The following is a 17,942-nucleotide window of genomic DNA, read 5'->3' as shown; positions in this document are numbered from 1 at the left end:
GGCGGGAATAGCGGCCAGCTCAGATTCGATAATACCGCCGGTGGCCGCGGTTTCCGGGAAAGCTTTTGCCAGGTACGGCGCAAAGCGCGCCAGACGGGCGTGAGCATCCTGAACGTCGTCTTCCGTCAGGCCAACATAGGGTAAACCTTCCGCAAGAGAGGTGGTGCCCGGGTTAAACCAGGTCGTTTCTTTCAGTGCGACCAGATCCTCCACTAACGGATACTGGGCGATGAGTTTTTGCATGTTTTCCATAGGACGTCTCTTTGCGCTTAGATGATAAAGGAAAGCAGGAATGTGCACGCGAGTGCAATCACCGACGCGATAAATGTCGCGGTCGTATAGTATTTAAACGTCTCATTCAGGGTAGCGCCGCAGTACTGCTTCACCAGCCAGAAGAGGGAATCGGTGACGATTGTGCAGCCAATCGCGCCGGAACCGATGGCAATGGCAATGATCTCCGGGCTGACGTTGGGATAGAGCGGCAGCATGGGTGCCACAATTGCCGTTGCGCCCATCATCGCCACCGTGGCAGAACCCACCGCAGCGTGCAGGATCAGCGCCACCAGCCAGGCCAGCAGAATCGGGTGCATATGCATGTTTGAAAGAATCAGCGCCAGCGTATCCGCCAGTCCGCTGCTCTTCAGAATGGCGTTGAACGCGCCACCCGCACCGATAATCAGCAGGATGTTGGCAATGGATCCAAAGCCATTTTCAGTATGGGTCAACAGTGCGCCCATGCCGATATGCTGGCGCAGACCGAGAATGTAATAGGCCACAAACACGGCGATAAACATGGCGGTGATCGGGTTGCCGATAAACTCCAGCAGCGTATACACCGCGCTGCCTTTCTCCATATTCAGTTCAGCGACGGTTTTCATCAGCATCAGGCCAATCGGCAGCAGCACGGTAAACAGCGTGGCACCCAGCGACGGCAGCGTGTTTTCGTCGCGTACCTTCAGGTCGGAAAACTCAGCCGGTACCGGTTTAAACGGCAGACGATTGCCGAGGAATTTCAGGTACAGCGGCCCGCCGATCAGCGACGCCATCAGACCCACCAGTAAACCGTAAACGATCACTGTACCAATATCGGCACCCAACTTGTTCGCCACGAACAGGGCCGCCGGATGTGGTGGGACGACGCAGTGCACCGCCATCAGTGCTGTACACAACGGGATCGCCAGCTTCAGCAGCGAGGTATTGGTTTTTTTGGCGATAGAAAACGCCAGCGGAATCAACAGCACCACGCCGACTTCAACAAACAGCGTGATCCCGCAAATCAGACCGACCAGCACCATAATGACGTCAGCGGAAAGCCAGCGGCAGCGCTGTAGCGTCAGGCCGATGCGTTCTGCCGCGCCGGACACTTCCATCATTTTTCCGAGAATAGTCCCCAGACCGATAACCGCGGCGAGGAAGCCCAGCGTACCGCCGATACCACTCTCAATGGCATTAACCATATCCAGTGGACCCATACCCATCATCGTTCCCACAAAGAAGCTGGCTAACAGCAGCGCCAGAAACGGGTGGAATTTGAACTTCACGATGGTCAAAACGATCAACACGATGCTTATCAACAACGTGCTCACAACCCAGATTTGAGAGTGCATATCTCACCTTGCCCTGTGATTAACCTGACTTTATAGCCTGGGTCTATTGGACAAAAATAAGGCACTCGCTGACAAACGATAAAAATCCTCTTTCACATGAGTCAGATTGAATCAAATGGGTGATTTACCTCTAATAATGGCCTAATAATGCGATATGGTTCACTCTGACTCATCTTTGCGCTGATTTTTACAGCGGTTTTTTTTACACTTCGGGGAAAGATTCAGGATGAAAGAGGTGAGTATGGATCCCGTACGCGAGGTCAGAAATCGGCTGCTCAATGGCTGGCAACTGTCAAAGCTGTATACCTTTGAAGTGGCGGCCAGGCATCAGTCGTTTGCGCTGGCAGCAGACGAACTGTCGTTAAGTCCCAGCGCCGTCAGTCACCGTATTAATCAACTGGAAGAGGAACTGGGCATCCAGCTGTTTGTCCGTTCACATCGCAAAGTCGAACTCACGCACGAAGGCAAGCGGGTGTTCTGGGCGCTGAAATCTTCTCTGGATACGCTTAATCAGGAAATTCTCGATATCAAAAACCAGGAGCTGTCCGGGACGCTTACCGTCTACTCGCGGCCCTCCATCGCCCAGTGCTGGCTGGTTCCCGCGCTCGGCGACTTTACCCGTCGCTATCCGTCGATTTCACTGACCATGCTGACCGGGAATGACAACGTCAATATGCAGCGTGCAGGTATTGACCTGGCCATCTATTTTGATGATGCGCCTTCTGCGCAGCTCACGCATCATTTCCTGATGGACGAAGCGATCTTGCCGGTGTGCAGCCCGGATTATGCCCGCCGCCATGATCTTACCGACGCGCGGGTGAACCTGTCGCACTGTACGTTGCTGCATGACAGGCAGGCGTGGAGTAATGATTCAGGGACCGATGAGTGGCACAGCTGGGCGCAGCATTTTGCAGTGAATTTGCCAACATCATCGGGCATTGGCTTCGATCGTTCCGATTTAGCGGTGATTGCCGCCATGAACCACATCGGTGTGGCGATGGGGCGCAAGCGGTTAGTACAAAAACGCCTCGATAGTGGAGAACTGGTCGCTCCCTTTGGCGATATGGCGCTGAAATGCCATCAGCACTATTACATCACCACGCTACCTGGCCGGCAGTGGCCGAAAATCGAGGCGTTTATTGGCTGGCTGCAGGAGCAGGTAAAATAATCGAGGTGAGCCTCGAATATTTTTACGCTTTCTCTCTACACCCGGCGTCAGAAATCATGCTAAATACGTGAATCACACCTGATGATTTACTTGAGGATCACCGTGTTAAAGCCGCTTGCTTCTCTGTTGCTGCTCGCCAGCGCCACTGTCTATGCGGCACAACCTCCGCTGACGGCAGCACACTACGCCCAACAACTGGGTGTGGGGATGGACGTGGATTGGGCGCGCACCGAACGGGGCATCCGCGAGTTTGACCCGCTGGTGGTAAGAGATTTCCAGGCGAAGGGGCTCGCCCATGTGCGTATTCGCGTGGCCGGAGAACCCACTGAGGCCCGGCTTATCCATCTGCGTAAGCTGGTGGAAGCCTGTGAACACTATGGCGTGATCCCGATTATTGCTTATCAGGCGGACGAGTATAAAAAAGACCCCAGCATCAGCAATGAAAAAGAGGTGATTAACTGGTGGGTGGCCGTCGCACATTACTTTGGTCAAGGCTCGCCGTTACTGGGTTTTGACCTGATCTACGAACCTGCTGATAAGCTCAATCACAATCAGGCGTCGCTCAATCGGGTGTATGACAAAACGATTCGTATGATTCACGCTATCGATCCCCAGCGTATGATTTTTGTCGCACCCCGTCTGCGCGCCGCGCCGGAAGAATTGCCGAGCCTGAAGCTACCGCCGCAAAGTCAGAACACCGTGCTGGCCGAGTGGCATGTCTTCCCGTGGGGGCCGCTAAAAAACAACGGTAAGTATCCGTGGACGTCGGGTACAGCGGCAGAAAAGACGGCGATTCGCGCCCGCATTAACAGCGCTGTTCACTGGCAGCAGAAGACCGGTCATGTCAGTTGGGTCGGGGGATGGGCGCCGGGAGAGACGATCAAAAATGTGCCTTCGGCCTCGCAGATGGCGTTTGCCCGCTTTATGGCCTGTGAACTGAAGAAAGCAAAAATTCCCTATGCTATCAATGCAGATACGCAGTTTTATGATGGCGAGGAAGGGGCCTGGCGTCCGGCGCTGGAACCGTTGCTGAATACGATGATTGCGCCTGAATGTGAAAAGCCCGGCGAGAAACCGGGCCATCACACGCTTAAACCGCCTGCTCCTGATGAGACACGCGTGACGCCAGCGGCAACCAGCACACCAGAATCAGCACACCCATAAGGGTCATCAGCAGACCCAGGCTAGCCTGTCCGGTCTGAGGCATCATCGCGGAAAGCCACGCCAGCACGCCGGAACCAATATTTTGTAAACCACCTACCAGCGCCCCGGCGGTACCAGCCAGGAACGGGAAGGGTTCCATCGCGCCGCTGGTGGCGAGCGGGAACAGCATCCCGGCACCAAAGAAGAACAGCGCGGCGGGGATCAGTAACGTCCAGACGTTCATCACGTCAAGCAGGCCCGGGATCCACATCATCAAACCAGCCACCAGGCAGCAGATAACCGACTGCCACATCAACGTTGAGAAGCGCTTGTTCGGGCGACCAGCGAACCACGCACCGAAAAACGCCGCCGGGATCGGCAGAATAAACAGAATACTGACCGCCATGCTGCTCAAGCCTAATCCTGCGCCCAGCAATACCCCGGAGCAGGCTTCGAAGACGGCAACGCCCGCCAGTCCGCCGATGAGCATCAGTACGTAACAGGTGAATGCGCCGTTGCCAAACAGGGTTTTGTAGCTGGCGATAAGCCGTGGGCGCGGCGCACCCGCAGGGCGCGTTTCCGGCATCCAACGCGCCATGCTAAACGTTACGCCTGCGCACAGAATCAACAGGAAAATATAGCAGGCACGCCAGTTCCACATCGTGTCCAGCACGCTGCCAATCAGCGGCGCTAACAGCGGGCTGACAAGAATACCCATGTTTAACAAGCTGTTAGCATGACGTAGCTGGGTGCCTTCATACAGATCGCGCGGTAAGGTTCGTGCCATTACGCCGCCGACGCCCGTTCCCATTCCCTGAATGGCGCTGGCGATAATCAGTACCGTCAGGCTATGGGTAGTAATGGCGACCAGCGTAGCCAGCATAAAAATAGACATTCCGGTGAGGATCACCGGACGGCGCCCTACCCGGTCGGAAAGGGGACCGTAAACCAGCTGCGACAAGCCGTAGGTCAGCAGGTAAGCCGCCATTACACTTTGCACCGCCCCTTCGCGAACGTTGAGTTCACGCGCCATATCGGCAATGGCGGGGATATAAATGGTTTGAGCCATCTGGCCTACCGCCACCAGGAGTACCAACATCAACAACAAATTGACGCTTCTATGCCTTTTCATTTCGCTGATTACTTTTAAAAAAGAGAAAAAAGAAGAATAAGGTGCTGAACATTCCGCTAAATGCGCGTGGAATCTACCACATTAAAAAAAGAAGACCATATTGATCACTGCAAAGGCGGGAAGGGAAGCGGCAGGAAATGTAAACAAATAGCGGCAATAAATGTTGCCGGAATGCATCCGACCATTCTGGAGGATGGAGAAGGCGCGATCACGACAAACGGAGCAAAATCGCCCCGGCGGCAATCCCGGCAGCAGCAAAAATGCGTATACCGGCGACTTTTTCTTTCAGTATCAGCCAGGCGAGCAAGGCACCAAACAGGATTGACGTTTCCCGTAACGCGGCGACCACTGCCAGCGGGGCCTGTGTCATTGCCCACAGTGCCAGACCGTAAGATCCCATGGTGCCGATACCGCCCAAAATGCCTTTCTTCCATTGCTGCGCCAGATAGCGTGATGCCTCCCGGCGTCGGGCGATCATCGCCCAGGTGAGCAGACAAGATCCGTTGAGAAAGAAGGTCCACAGCGTATAGCCCAACGCGGTCTCTGAGAGTCGTACCCCGGTGCCATCCACCAGCGTATAGCCAGCAATAAAGCAGGCGTTAATTAACGCCAAAACAATTCCCTGCTGTGAGCTGCTGCCCCCGTTAAACGCCATGCCGAGGATCGCCATACAGATGGTGGCGATACCCACCCAGGCGAGCATTGACAGACTATCGCCGAGAAACAGAACGCTGATGATCGCGACCAGCAGCGGGGCAGTACCGCGCATTAAGGGATAGGTCTGGCTCATGTCCGAGACCTGATAGGTCTTGGCGACCAGCACGGTATACACCACCTGTAACGCGGTTGAGACCGCTAAGTACGGCAGGCTGGCTGCTGAGGGGTGAGGTGCAAAAGGCAGCAAAATCAAGGCCATGACTGCAGCCGATCCGCTGACGCTAATGGCGGAGTACAACTTGTCGTTTCCTGCTTTTACGATAGCATTCCAGCTGGCATGGAGCAGTGCGGCGAACAGCAAAATGCAGAAAACAGAAAGCGTCATGGCGGCAATTATCCCGGGGATTATCATAAAATCGTAACATAATGGTGAGTTACAAGCACCAGGGAACAGTGAAAGGGGAGTGGTTGCCCACCCCCCTTTTGTGCGTCTTGAATCTGCATTATTTGATGTACTTCAGAGCAGCATCAAGCAGTTGCAGTGCAGCAACAATGAGTTTCAGGATAAGAATAATGATATCCACGAGGCTCATATGCTTTCCTTTTGCTACAAGGAGTACGTTGCTGCCTGTTGCCAGCACCTTTGTTGACATAACACAGTGTGTCTGGCGGAAACCAACCGCACAACGCTGATGAAAACCTCGCTCCGGCGGGGTTTTTTGTTTTTGCACAACATACAATGAAACGTGATCGTTGACGCATTTTTACGCAGATGAAAATTTTTCCATTGTCACGCTGAAAAACCTGTGTTTGTATAAATCCTGTTAACCAACAAACAGACAAGGCCCCTAATGAACCCTTCCATGCTGACAGCGACCCTACTAAAAACTGCGCCATCTCGCGCAGTGGTCGTCGTGCGTGTGGTGGTGGTCGTCGGCAATGCGCCGTAGGGTCCGGAACACACGATTCCAAAACCCCGCCGGCGCAAACCGGGCGGGGTTTTTCGTTTAAGAGACCCACCCGGATACGCAGGCCCAGAATAAAAGGACTGGAGCATGGCAAGTTCGGGCATAACATCCAAGCGTACGCGCTTTACGGGCGCAGAATTCATCGTTCATTTCCTGGAGCGCCAGGGCATTACGGTGGTCACCGGTATTCCGGGCGGCTCGATTCTCCCCGTCTACGACGCTTTAAGCCAAAGTACGCAAATCCGTCATATCCTGGCGCGTCACGAACAGGGCGCGGGGTTTATCGCCCAGGGCATGGCGCGAACCGATGGCAAACCTGCCGTGTGTATGGCCTGTAGCGGGCCGGGGGCCACCAATCTGGTGACGGCTATTGCCGATGCGCGACTGGATTCCATCCCGCTGGTGTGTATCACCGGTCAGGTTCCGGCCTCGATGATCGGCACCGACGCCTTCCAGGAAGTCGACACCTACGGCATTGCGATTCCCATCACCAAGCACAACTATCTGGTCCGCCATATCAATGAATTACCCCAGGTTATGAGCGATGCCTTCCGCATTGCGCAGTCAGGCCGTCCGGGCCCGGTGTGGATAGACATTCCTAAAGATATCCAAACCGCCGTGTTTGAGATTGAATCATTGCCTGCACCGGCTGAAAAAGCACCCGCGCCAGCCTTTAGCACGGAGAGCATCCGCGATGCCGCTGCGATGATTAACGCGGCCAAACGCCCGGTGCTGTATCTTGGCGGCGGAGTCATTAACGCCCCTGAGCGGGTGCGTGAACTGGCAGAAAAAGCGACGTTGCCCACCACCATGACCTTAATGGCGCTCGGCATGCTGCCAAAAGCGCATCCACTGTCGTTAGGTATGCTGGGGATGCACGGCGCGCGCAGCACCAACTTTATTCTGCAAGAAGCGGATTTATTGATCGTTCTGGGAGCCCGTTTTGATGACCGGGCGATCGGTAAAACTGAGCAGTTCTGCCCGAATGCAAAAATCATCCACGTGGATATCGACCGCGCGGAGCTGGGTAAAATAAAACAAGCGCATGTGGCGATTCAGGCGGATGTAGATGAGGTGCTGGCACAGTTGATCCCGCTGATTGAAGCGCAACCGCGTGAAGCCTGGCATCAGCAGGTGTCTGACCTGCAGCAAGAATTTCCGTGCACCATCCCACAGGAAAAAAATCCGCTCAGCCATTATGGGCTGATTAACGCGGTTGCTGCCTGTGTGGACGACAGCGCGATCATCACCACCGACGTCGGTCAGCATCAGATGTGGGCGGCGCAGGCTTACCCGCTGAACCGTCCGCGCCAGTGGCTGACTTCCGGCGGCCTTGGCACCATGGGGTTTGGCCTGCCTGCGGCAATTGGCGCGGCGCTGGCGAACCCGGATAAAAAAGTGCTGTGCTTCTCCGGCGACGGCAGCCTGATGATGAATATTCAGGAAATGGCCACCGCCAGTGAGAATCAGTTGGATATTAAAATCATCCTGATGAATAACGAAGCGCTGGGGCTGGTGTATCAGCAACAAAGCCTGTTCTACAAACAGGGCGTGTTTGCTGCCACCTATCCGGGGATGATTAACTTTATGCAGATTGCCGCCGGTTTCGGTCTCGACACCTGCGATTTAAACCACGAAGCCGACCCGCAGGCGGCATTGCAGGCGATTATCGATCGTCCGGGACCGGCGCTGATCCACGTGCGTATCGATGCGGAAGAAAAAGTGTATCCGATGGTGCCGCCGGGCGCGGCAAATACAGAGATGGTGGGGGAATAAGCTATGCAACAGCAGACTCATGACAACGTAATACTTGAACTCACCGTGCGTAACCACCCCGGCGTAATGACTCACGTTTGTGGCCTGTTCGCCCGTCGCGCGTTTAACGTGGAAGGCATTCTCTGTCTACCGATTCAGGACAGCGACCAGAGCCGCATCTGGCTACTGGTCAACGATGACCAACGTCTGGAACAGATGATCAGCCAGATTGATAAACTGGAAGATGTGGTGAAAGTCGCGCGCAACCAGTCTGACCCGTCGATGTTTAACAAGATAAGCGTGTTCTTCGAGTAATCCGTTCAAGGCTTGAACGATGAAGTGTATATCGTTAAGGTAAGCGCCTTTGCCGGAGGGCGGCGTAAACGCCTTATCCGGCCTACCACGGCTCCCGCCCGTAGGCCTGATAAGCGTAGCGTCATCAGGCATCCCACACGCCAGGACAACATTCATGACAACCATTGCACTGATAGACGATCACCTTATCGTCCGCTCCGGCTTTGCGCAGCTGCTGGGGCTTGAACCCGATTTGCAGGTTGTGGCTGAGTTTGGTTCAGGCGCTGAGGCGTTGGCGGGATTGCCTGGCCGCGGCGTGCAGGTGTGCATTTGCGATATTTCGATGCCGGATATCTCCGGGCTGGAGCTGTTAAGCCAGCTCCCCAAAGGGATGGCGACGATTATGCTCTCCGTGCACGACAGCCCGGCGCTGGTGGAACAGGCGCTAAACGCCGGGGCGCGCGGCTTCCTCTCCAAACGCTGTAGCCCTGATGAGCTGATTGCAGCAGTACATACTGTAGCAACAGGCGGCTGCTATCTCACGCCGGATATCGCTGTCAAACTGGCGGCAGGGCGTCAGGATCCGTTGACCAAGCGAGAGCGTCAGGTGGCGGAAAAACTGGCGCAGGGCATGGCGGTGAAAGAGATTGCCGCCGAGTTGGGCCTGTCGCCAAAAACGGTGCATGTGCACCGCGCTAATCTGATGGAAAAACTGAACGTCAGTAACGACGTTGAGCTGGCTCGACGGATGTTTGACGGCTGGCAATGAACACCTTTTTTTCTCGCTTAATCACCGTTGTCGCCTGTTTCTTTATCTTCTCCGCCGCCTGGTTCTGCCTGTGGAGCATTAGCTTGCATCTGGTGGAACGCCCTGAGCTGGCGGTACTGCTGTTCCCGTTTGGCCTGCGGCTGGGGTTGATGCTGCAATGTCCACGTGGCTACTGGCCGGTGCTGCTGGGCGCGGAATGGCTGCTGATTTTCTGGCTGGCGCAGGAAGTGGCGCTGGCGCACTTCCCCCTGTTGATGACCGGTAGCCTGCTGACGCTGCTGCCTGTGACGTTGATCTGGCGCTATCGCCATCAGCGCGACTGGCGTGCCTTGTTGTTGCAGGGGGCGGCGCTGATTGCCGCGGCGCTGTTACAGTCGCTGCCGTGGCTGGGGCAGGGCGAAGTCGCGTGGACTGCGCTGCTGCTGACCCTGACCGGTGGACTGACGCTGGCCCCTATCTGTCTGGTGTTCTGGCACTACCTGACCAGCACTACCTGGCTACCGCTCGGTCCGGCGGTGGTCTCCCAGCCGGTGAACTGGCGTGGGCGACATCTGGTGTGGTACCTGCTGCTGTTCAGCGTCAGCCTTTGGTTGCAGTTGGGCTTGCCGGACGAGCTTTCGCGCTTTACACCGTTTTGCCTGGCGCTGCCGATCATCGCACTGGCCTGGCATTATGGCTGGCAGGGCGCGCTGATTGCCACGCTGATGAACGCCATCGCGCTGATTGCCAGCCAGACCTGGCACGATCATCCCGTTGATTTACTGCTCTCGCTGCTGGCGCAAAGCCTGACCGGGCTGCTGCTCGGTGCGGGGATTCAGCGTCTGCGAGAACTCAACCAGTCGCTGCAAAACGAGCTGGCGCGTAATCATCGGCTGGCAGAACGCTTGCTGGAAACCGAAGAGAGCGTGCGCCGCGATGTGGCGCGCGAACTGCATGACGATATCGGCCAGACCATCACCGCCATTCGCACCCAGGCGGGCATTGTCCAGCGGCTGGCCCCGGAGAATGCGGGCGTGAAGCAAAGCGGGGCGCATATCGAGCAGCTTTCGTTGGGCGTCTACGATTCGGTGCGTCGCCTGCTTGGGCGGTTACGCCCACGCCAGCTCGACGATCTGACGCTGGAACAGGCTATTCGCTCGCTGCTGCGCGAAATGGAACTGGAAAGCCGCGGCATCGTCAGCCATCTCGACTGGCACATCGACGAGTCGGCACTCAGTGAAAGCCAGCGGGTGACGCTGTTTCGCGTCTGTCAGGAAGGGCTGAACAACATTGTGAAACACGCCAACGCCAGCGCGGTGACGCTTCAGGCCTGGCAACAGGACGAGCGGTTAATGTTGGTGATTGAAGATGACGGCTGCGGTCTGCCGCCGGGCTCGAATCAACAAGGATTTGGCCTGACCGGCATGCGTGAGCGCATTACGGCCCTTGGCGGATCGCTCTCGATTTCCTGCACGCATGGCACGCGCGTCAGCGTGTCGTTGCCTCAGCGCTACGTGTAAGGAGCATTGATGCTGACGTTTTTTAAAGCCCCGGCGAATGCGCCGCTTATCACTGATAAACACGAGGTTGACGCCCGTTACCGCTACTGGCGGCGTCATATCCTGCTGACCATCTGGCTTGGCTATGCGCTGTTTTATTTCACGCGTAAAAGCTTCAATGCCGCGGTGCCCGATATCCTTGCCAGCGGCGTACTCACCCGCAACGATATTGGCCTGCTGGCAACGCTGTTTTACATCACCTATGGCTTGTCGAAGTTTGTCTCCGGTATCGTCAGCGACCGCTCCAACGCCCGCTATTTTATGGGCATCGGGCTGATTGCCACCGGGGTGGTAAACATCCTGTTTGGCTTTTCCACTTCGCTGTGGGCGTTTGCCGTACTGTGGGCGCTGAATGCCTTCTTCCAGGGCTGGGGGTCGCCGGTGTGCGCCCGTCTGTTGACGGCCTGGTACTCGCGTACTGAACGCGGCGGCTGGTGGGCGCTGTGGAACACCGCGCATAACGTTGGTGGGGCGTTAATTCCGATGGTGATGGCCGCCGCTGCGCTGCACTACGGCTGGCGTGCCGGGATGATGATTGCCGGGACGATGGCGATTGTGGTTGGCATTTTCCTCTGCTGGCGACTGCGTGACCGCCCGCAGGCTATCGGCTTACCGCCGGTTGGCGACTGGCGGCACGACGAGCTGGAAATCGCCCAACAGCAGGAAGGGGCAGGGCTGACCCGCAAAGAGATCCTCACTAAATACGTGCTGCTGAACCCGTATATTTGGCTGCTGTCGCTGTGCTATGTGCTGGTGTACGTGGTGCGTGCGGCGATCAACGACTGGGGCAATCTGTACATGTCGGAGACGCTGGGCGTTGATTTGGTCACTGCCAATACGGCGGTCACCATGTTTGAACTCGGTGGGTTCATTGGCGCACTGGTGGCGGGTTGGGGATCGGACAAACTGTTTAACGGCAACCGTGGGCCGATGAACCTGATTTTTGCCGCCGGGATTTTGCTCTCAGTCGGCTCACTATGGCTGATGCCGTTTGCCAGCTATGTGATGCAGGCGGCGTGCTTCTTCACCACCGGATTCTTTGTCTTTGGCCCGCAGATGTTGATCGGCATGGCGGCGGCGGAGTGCTCGCACAAAGAGGCGGCGGGCGCGGCAACCGGGTTTGTTGGGCTGTTCGCTTATCTCGGCGCATCGCTCTCCGGCTGGCCGCTGGCAAAGGTGATGGAAGTCTGGCACTGGACCGGGTTCTTCGTGGTGATCGTCATTGCTGCGGGTATTTCCGCCCTGCTGTTGTTGCCGTTTTTAAACGCTCAGGCGCCGCGCAACGTCAGCGAAGCGTGATGCACCTCACCTTTTTGCCCTGAGTGGGGAAAAACTAAGAAATTTTCCCGGTTCCGCCTGGACGCTGTCTCAGGCGTCTCTGCCGACTGATTTTTACAATGCCTGCTATTCGCAGGTATAAAAATTAGCTCGGGAGTGTCCTATGCTGGCCTTTCTAAACCAGGTGCGCAAGCCGACCCTGGATTTGCCGCTCGATGTGCGGCGCAAAATGTGGTTCAAGCCGTTCATGCAGTCTTACCTGGTGGTTTTCATCGGCTACCTGACCATGTACCTGATCCGCAAAAACTTCAACATCGCGCAGAACGACATGATCACCACCTACGGGCTGAGCATGACGCAGCTGGGGATGATTGGCCTGGGCTTCTCCATCACCTATGGCGTGGGTAAAACGCTGGTCTCCTACTACGCTGACGGTAAAAACACCAAGCAGTTCCTGCCGCTGATGTTGATCCTCTCGGCCATCTGTATGCTCGGCTTTAGCGCCAGCATGGGGCCGGGCACAACCAGCTTGTACCTGATGATCGCCTTCTACGCGCTGAGCGGTTTCTTCCAGAGTACCGGCGGCTCGTGCAGCTATTCGACCATCACCAAATGGACGCCGCGCCGTAAACGTGGTTCCTATCTCGGTATGTGGAACATCTCCCATAACCTCGGCGGTGCGGGTGCGGCAGGCGTGGCGCTGTTCGGTGCTAACGTGCTGTTCGACGGCCACGTCATTGGGATGTTTATCTTCCCGTCGATTATCGCGCTGATCGTGGGCTTTATCGGCCTGCGCTTTGGTAGCGACTCTCCGGAATCTTATGGTCTCGGTAAAGCAGAAGAACTGTTTGGCGAAGAGATCAGCGAAGAGGACAAAGAGACCGAAGAAAACGAAATGACCAAATGGCAGATCTTTGTTGAGTACGTGCTGAAAAACAAAGTGATCTGGCTGCTGTGCTTCTCCAACATCTTCCTGTACGTGGTGCGTATCGGTATCGACCAGTGGTCTACCGTGTATGCCTTCCAGGAGCTGAAACTCTCTAAAGAGGTGGCAATTCAGGGGTTCACCCTGTTTGAAGTGGGCGCGCTGGTCGGCACGCTGCTGTGGGGCTGGCTGTCGGATCTGGCGAACGGTCGTCGTGCGCTGGTAGCCTGTGTCGCACTGGCATTAATTATCGCCACGCTCGGCGTTTATCAGCACGCCAGCAACCAGTACGTTTACCTGGCTTCCCTGTTTGCCCTCGGCTTCCTGGTGTTTGGTCCGCAGCTGTTGATCGGCGTGGCGGCTGTCGGTTTCGTGCCGAAAAAAGCGATCGGCGCGGCCGATGGGATTAAAGGCACATTCGCGTATCTGATCGGCGACAGCTTCGCTAAGCTGGGTCTGGGGATGATTGCCGATGGGACGCCAGTCTTCGGCCTGACCGGCTGGGCGGGCACCTTCGCCGCGCTGGACACCGCCGCTATCGCTTGTATCTGCCTGATGGCTATCGTGGCCGTCTTCGAAGAACGTAAAATCCGTCGCGAGAAAAAAATTCAGCAGTTAAACATCGCTTAAGTGTGTAGTGGTAACGTTTTGCCCGCCTTTATGGCGGGCTTTTTTATGCCTTATGCGCCGTCCGGAATAGCGTTGACACGTTCGGCCGTCGACAGAGATGAATTTGCCGCTATGATGGGCGTCCTGTCGGGTAAGGGATGTGCGCATGATTTGGATAATGCTGGCCACGTTGGTGGTTGTTTTTATTGTCGGTTTTCGGGTGCTGACGTCCGGGGCGCGGCGTGCGGTTCGCCGGTTGAGCGAGCGTCTGGGTATTGATGTGATAGCGGTAGAATCGATGACCGATCAGATGGGAAAAGTGCAGGGTGAGGCGTTTTTACAGTACCTCCACCGACCTGACGAATCGCATCTGCAAAATGCCGCACAGGTGCTGTTGATCTGGCAAGTCGTCATTGTCGACGGTAGTGAGCAGAATCTGCTGCAGTGGCATCGTTTACTGCAAAAAGCCCGATTGGCCGCGCCAATTACCGACGCCCAGGTGCGTCTGGCGCTCGGTTTTTTGCGTGAAATGGAGCCAGACCTGCAGGAGATAAATGCATTTCAAATGCGCTACAACGCCTTTTTCCTGCCTGAAGATGGTGTGCACTGGCTACACTGATATCAGATTTGTGATGATGGCTATTTGGCATCGCCGTCCGGCGGTGAAAGTTGTTAAAACGTTAAATACGTCACATTTTTAATGTTACACTGCGTAACTTTTCTACAATAATCCTACGCAGGTTACAAAATTGAGTGACGTTATTGAACAAAAATCCCGCGCAGAGGTGAATGCCCGACCTAACTGGTCGGCGGTATTTGCCGTCGCGTTCTGTGTTGCCTGCCTGATAACCGTTGAGTTCTTGCCGGTCAGTTTGCTGACGCCGATGGCGCAGGATCTGGGCATTTCAGAAGGTGTTGCCGGGCAGTCGGTCACCGTGACGGCCTTTGTCGCCATGTTTGCCAGCTTGTTTGTCACGCAAATCATTCAGGCGACCGATCGTCGCTATGTGGTGATCCTATTCTCAGTGCTGCTGACGCTCTCCTGCCTGCTGGTCTCGTTCGCCAACTCTTTTGCGTTGCTACTGGTGGGCCGTGCCTGTTTGGGGCTGGCGCTGGGCGGATTCTGGGCGATGTCGGCGTCGCTGACTATGCGTCTGGTTCCCGCGCGTACGGTGCCGAAGGCGCTGTCGGTTATCTTCGGCGCGGTCTCTATTGCGCTGGTGATTGCTGCACCGTTGGGGAGTTTTTTAGGCGGTATTATCGGCTGGCGTAACGTGTTTAATGCTGCGGCGGTAATGGGAGTGCTGTGCACCATTTGGGTGGTGAGATCGCTGCCTTCGCTGCCCGGTGAGCCGTCGCACCAGAAACAAAATATGTTCAGCCTGCTCCAGCGTCCGGGCGTGATGGCCGGCATGATCGCCATCTTTATGTCCTTTGCCGGACAGTTTGCCTTCTTTACCTATATTCGCCCGGTGTATATGAATCTGGCGGGATTTGATGTGGATGGCCTGACGTTGGTGCTGCTGAGCTTTGGTATTGCCAGTTTTGTGGGTACGTCGCTCTCGTCGATGATTTTGAAGCGCTCGGTGAAACTGGCGTTAGCCGGTGCACCGCTGGTGCTGGCGCTCAGCGCGCTGATCCTGATTTTTTGGGGCAGTGACAAAGTGGTCGCCGCGGGTATTGCGATTGTTTGGGGGCTGGCGTTTGCGCTGGTGCCGGTGGGATGGTCGACGTGGATCACCCGCTCGCTGGCCGATCAGGCAGAAAAAGCCGGATCCGTCCAGGTCGCCGTGATCCAGCTTGCCAATACCTGCGGGGCTGCGGTGGGAGGCTATGCGCTTGATAACCTCGGACTGCTGTCGCCCCTGATGCTCTCCGGCAGCCTGATGCTGCTGACGGCGCTAGTGGTGGCAGCGAAAGTGCGCATAAAGGGTATGCAATGATCCCAATATTCATTGCGGGACCGTCTACGTAGGCCGGATAAGGCGTTAACGCCGCCCTCCGGCATCGTGCCCGATGGCGCGGTGCTTACCGGGCCTACGTAACGACGAGAATGCATGATTCCTTGTCAGAACCACGCTTCCCACATCGCGCCGAGGTTGAAGTCGTCCAGGGTTTCGTCTTTCGTGCCGTTGACGCGCGCGGTGCGGTCGTTGTCCACTTTGCCGCCTGTCACGTAGAAGCGCAGCATGGGGCGGAATTCGGGTCCCATGGCGATCGACATGTTCTGCGACAGCGTCAGCTTCCAGCCGCTGTTATCCCCGCCGTTGTCGTAATCTACGCGCTGATAGCCCGCTTCCAGCCAGGTGGAGTGAACGTCGTTCCAGAAGTACATCGGGCGTACAATTGCGCCGTAGTTCTTACGGTTATCACTTTTATCTGCGCTGTTGTCGTAGTCATGGAACGCCAGCAGGTATTCCACCTGCGCCTGGCGGGTAAACTTATGGCTCCCCTCGAAGCTGGCGTAAACCGTGGTCAGGTCGTCGGTTTTGTTGTAGACGCTGTTGTCTGAGTTATCCGAATAACGGGCGATCACCTTGTTCACGCCGCTGTCGTTGGTGTGGCTCAGCACAAAAGCGCCCTGCCAGGCTTTCAGACGGTCATCGCTCTCGACGGCCTTGGAGTCAAAGCCATAGTTGGCGTAGATCTCCAGGTCCAGCGGGCCGAGCTTCATATTGTGGATTTTTGACGTCACCGCGTAATTACCCTTATCGCCGGTGCCGGAGCCGCCGGTACAGGTAATGCGTGAAGGGTTGGCTTCGTCTTCCATGACTTCCGGGCTACACGATTCGACGGCGGCGACGGTGGCAACATCAAACTGTACGCCGCCAATGTCGAAGTTCTTCACCCCGGCGCCCTGGCCGTCGTGGTTCATCCAGAAGTAGTCGTTGATACCCTGTTGTGGACGCTGATGGAAGTCACGACCGGCCCAGATGTAGGCGTTCGGATTGGACTCCAGCACGTTGGTCACGCCCGCGTAGGCTTTTTTGAGGTTAACTTCGTCGCCCCAGTGGTCAATCATCACGTTGATATCCCAGATTGCGCCGTTGTCGCTTTTGAACGCTTTGGAGAGCTGGAATTCGCCACCGTTGCCTTCGTTACCCAGACGACCAATCGCGGATGCACCGTTATAGGACCCGTCAACGCCAACGTATTTCTGATCGCCACTCTGGAAGTGCGCGCCGTAACGGGCATAGCCGCTGAACTTCACGCCGAACGGTATCGCCATATCCGGCGACTGCGCCGCGCTTTGCGGTTCGTTAATCACATCGGTTTTCTTCGCCACGGCAGCGTCCATTTTCGCCTGGCGTTCCGCCAGCGCTTTATCGACGGCTTTGGCGACGATGGCGTCGATTTGTTCCTGCGTAAATTCCTGTGCGAGCACAGAAATTGGGCACAGCGCGGCCACGACCGCCATGGCTAATGGAAGTTTTTTTATGTTCATGGTTATCTCATTTGACACTTAACCCTTCAGGTTGCCATTGGCATTCTGAATAAGCGTGTGTATTCATTTATTTTAAGATAATAACCATCCCGTCTCGGTTGAATTTGCTATCACCAAAACAAGTTGATTTGTTTGTTTTTTAATAGGTACAGAAATAATTTATTTAGTCGTAATAAATACTCCGTTCAGAAAGTGTTATTTAGAAACTAACGTTGATACAGATGAATGATTTCTTCTGACAGTTCGCGGGCTAATAGCGACGTCATTAAGTGGTCCTGCGCATGCACCATAATTAATGTCATTGGTTGCCGGGCTTCCCCGGCGTCCTGTTCGATCAATTTGGTTTGCATGTGGTGAGCCTGACGGGCATAGCCGTCAGCCTCACGAAGCAGGCTTTTCGCTTCGTCAATGTTCCCGGCGCGCGCGGCGTGCAGTGCTTCGAAGCACAGGCTGCGTGACTGCCCGGCATTGACGATGATTTCCATTACTGCTTCTTCTAATGCAATCATGATGCTCTCTTTTTAATCGAATCCATTATTGGCGGCAGTTTTCGCAAACCACTCGCCGCTCTTTTTCACTGTACGTTTTTGCGTGGCTAAATCTAATTGGACAAAACCGTAGGTAATGACTCCAACTTATTGATAGTGTTTTATG

Annotated in this window: 17 protein-coding genes and 2 pseudogenes; 11 read left to right on the top strand and 8 right to left on the bottom strand. The window is 55.7% G+C overall.

Translation table 11 applies throughout. The features are described 5' to 3' along the window. Both FDX01_RS23245 and dsdX read right to left on the bottom strand, forming a co-directional pair. Positions 1-252: pseudogene (locus FDX01_RS23245) on the bottom strand (D-serine dehydratase); the annotation flags it as partial. Positions 253-269: 17 nt separating this feature from the next. Beyond that, entirely contained in the window at positions 270-1,607 is a 1,338-nt protein-coding gene (gene dsdX / locus FDX01_RS01480; protein ID WP_115257121.1) for a D-serine transporter DsdX, read from the bottom strand. 241 nt (positions 1,608-1,848) lie between these two features. Here dsdX and dsdC point away from each other — a divergent pair, with 241 nt between their 5' ends. Together dsdC and FDX01_RS01470 are read left to right on the top strand one after the other, a co-directional pair. Then, positions 1,849-2,775, top strand: coding sequence for a DNA-binding transcriptional regulator DsdC (dsdC, locus tag FDX01_RS01475; protein WP_096759010.1), 927 nt, complete (start codon positions 1,849-1,851; stop codon positions 2,773-2,775). Positions 2,776-2,856: 81 nt separating this feature from the next. Continuing rightward, positions 2,857-3,939: a cellulase family glycosylhydrolase gene (locus FDX01_RS01470; RefSeq protein ID WP_137399118.1), complete on the top strand. Its 1,083-nt coding sequence runs from the start codon at positions 2,857-2,859 to the stop codon at positions 3,937-3,939. On the opposite strand, the gene emrD is transcribed toward FDX01_RS01470, so the two are convergent. From emrD to tisB, 3 genes are all read right to left on the bottom strand, one after another. Further along, positions 3,866-5,050 (bottom strand): multidrug efflux MFS transporter EmrD, encoded by a 1,185-nt coding sequence (emrD, locus tag FDX01_RS01465; protein ID WP_137399117.1) that lies wholly within the window; start codon positions 5,048-5,050, stop codon positions 3,866-3,868. The two genes, FDX01_RS01470 and emrD, sit on opposite strands and share 74 nt — an antisense overlap. Positions 5,051-5,258: 208 nt before the next feature. Next, positions 5,259-6,092 carry a DMT family transporter gene (locus FDX01_RS01460; RefSeq protein ID WP_137399116.1) on the bottom strand — a complete coding sequence of 278 codons (834 nt, stop codon included), beginning with the start codon at positions 6,090-6,092 and terminating at the stop codon, positions 5,259-5,261. A 118-nt stretch (positions 6,093-6,210) separates the two neighbouring features. Next, positions 6,211-6,300, bottom strand: a complete 90-nt coding sequence (gene tisB / locus FDX01_RS01455) for a type I toxin-antitoxin system toxin TisB (protein WP_137399131.1) — start codon at positions 6,298-6,300, stop codon at positions 6,211-6,213. A 258-nt stretch (positions 6,301-6,558) separates the two neighbouring features. Between tisB and ivbL the strand changes: the two genes are divergently transcribed. From ivbL to nepI, 9 genes are all read left to right on the top strand, one after another. Then, the gene (gene ivbL, locus FDX01_RS01450; RefSeq protein WP_096759014.1) at positions 6,559-6,657 is read left to right on the top strand and encodes an ilvB operon leader peptide IvbL; all 99 of its coding nucleotides are present in this window, start codon (positions 6,559-6,561) and stop codon (positions 6,655-6,657) included. 105 nt (positions 6,658-6,762) lie between these two features. Further along, positions 6,763-8,451: an acetolactate synthase large subunit gene (gene ilvB / locus FDX01_RS01445; protein ID WP_117342592.1), complete on the top strand. Its 1,689-nt coding sequence runs from the start codon at positions 6,763-6,765 to the stop codon at positions 8,449-8,451. A 3-nt stretch (positions 8,452-8,454) separates the two neighbouring features. Next, a complete protein-coding gene (ilvN, locus tag FDX01_RS01440) occupies positions 8,455-8,745 on the top strand; it encodes an acetolactate synthase small subunit (RefSeq protein ID WP_115257126.1) in 291 nt (96 codons plus the stop codon). Between the two features lie 154 nt (positions 8,746-8,899). Further along, the gene (gene uhpA, locus FDX01_RS01435; RefSeq protein WP_096759017.1) at positions 8,900-9,493 is read left to right on the top strand and encodes a transcriptional regulator UhpA; all 594 of its coding nucleotides are present in this window, start codon (positions 8,900-8,902) and stop codon (positions 9,491-9,493) included. Continuing rightward, a complete protein-coding gene (uhpB, locus tag FDX01_RS01430; protein ID WP_137362530.1) occupies positions 9,490-10,992 on the top strand; it encodes a signal transduction histidine-protein kinase/phosphatase UhpB in 1,503 nt (500 codons plus the stop codon). The genes uhpA and uhpB overlap by 4 nt, the downstream gene beginning before the upstream one ends. A gap of 9 nt (positions 10,993-11,001) precedes the next feature. Next, the gene (locus tag FDX01_RS01425; protein ID WP_137399115.1) at positions 11,002-12,330 is read left to right on the top strand and encodes an MFS transporter; all 1,329 of its coding nucleotides are present in this window, start codon (positions 11,002-11,004) and stop codon (positions 12,328-12,330) included. A 142-nt stretch (positions 12,331-12,472) separates the two neighbouring features. Further along, the gene (gene uhpT, locus FDX01_RS01420; RefSeq protein WP_096759020.1) at positions 12,473-13,864 is read left to right on the top strand and encodes a hexose-6-phosphate:phosphate antiporter; all 1,392 of its coding nucleotides are present in this window, start codon (positions 12,473-12,475) and stop codon (positions 13,862-13,864) included. A gap of 145 nt (positions 13,865-14,009) precedes the next feature. Continuing rightward, positions 14,010-14,462 (top strand): DUF1198 domain-containing protein, encoded by a 453-nt coding sequence (locus tag FDX01_RS01415; RefSeq protein WP_137399114.1) that lies wholly within the window; start codon positions 14,010-14,012, stop codon positions 14,460-14,462. Between the two features lie 130 nt (positions 14,463-14,592). Further along, positions 14,593-15,786, top strand: a complete 1,194-nt coding sequence (nepI, locus tag FDX01_RS01410; RefSeq protein WP_137399113.1) for a purine ribonucleoside efflux pump NepI — start codon at positions 14,593-14,595, stop codon at positions 15,784-15,786. A gap of 125 nt (positions 15,787-15,911) precedes the next feature. Here nepI and FDX01_RS01405 read toward each other — a convergent pair whose 3' ends face one another. From FDX01_RS01405 to FDX01_RS23240, 3 genes and pseudogenes are all read right to left on the bottom strand, one after another. Continuing rightward, the gene (locus FDX01_RS01405) at positions 15,912-17,288 is read right to left on the bottom strand and encodes a carbohydrate porin (RefSeq protein ID WP_137362528.1); all 1,377 of its coding nucleotides are present in this window, start codon (positions 17,286-17,288) and stop codon (positions 15,912-15,914) included. Positions 17,289-17,494: 206 nt separating this feature from the next. Then, complete coding sequence (locus tag FDX01_RS01400; RefSeq protein ID WP_008786514.1) at positions 17,495-17,797, bottom strand: PTS lactose/cellobiose transporter subunit IIA; 303 nt, start codon at positions 17,795-17,797, stop codon at positions 17,495-17,497. 12 nt (positions 17,798-17,809) lie between these two features. Next, positions 17,810-17,908: pseudogene (locus tag FDX01_RS23240) on the bottom strand (hypothetical protein); the annotation flags it as partial. Between the last annotated feature and the right edge of the window lie 34 nt (positions 17,909-17,942).

This window comes from Citrobacter sp. wls613 (assembly GCF_005281195.1).
Taxonomy (GTDB): domain Bacteria; phylum Pseudomonadota; class Gammaproteobacteria; order Enterobacterales; family Enterobacteriaceae; genus Citrobacter; species Citrobacter gillenii.
This window is presented reverse-complemented; position numbering and strand designations above follow the sequence as displayed.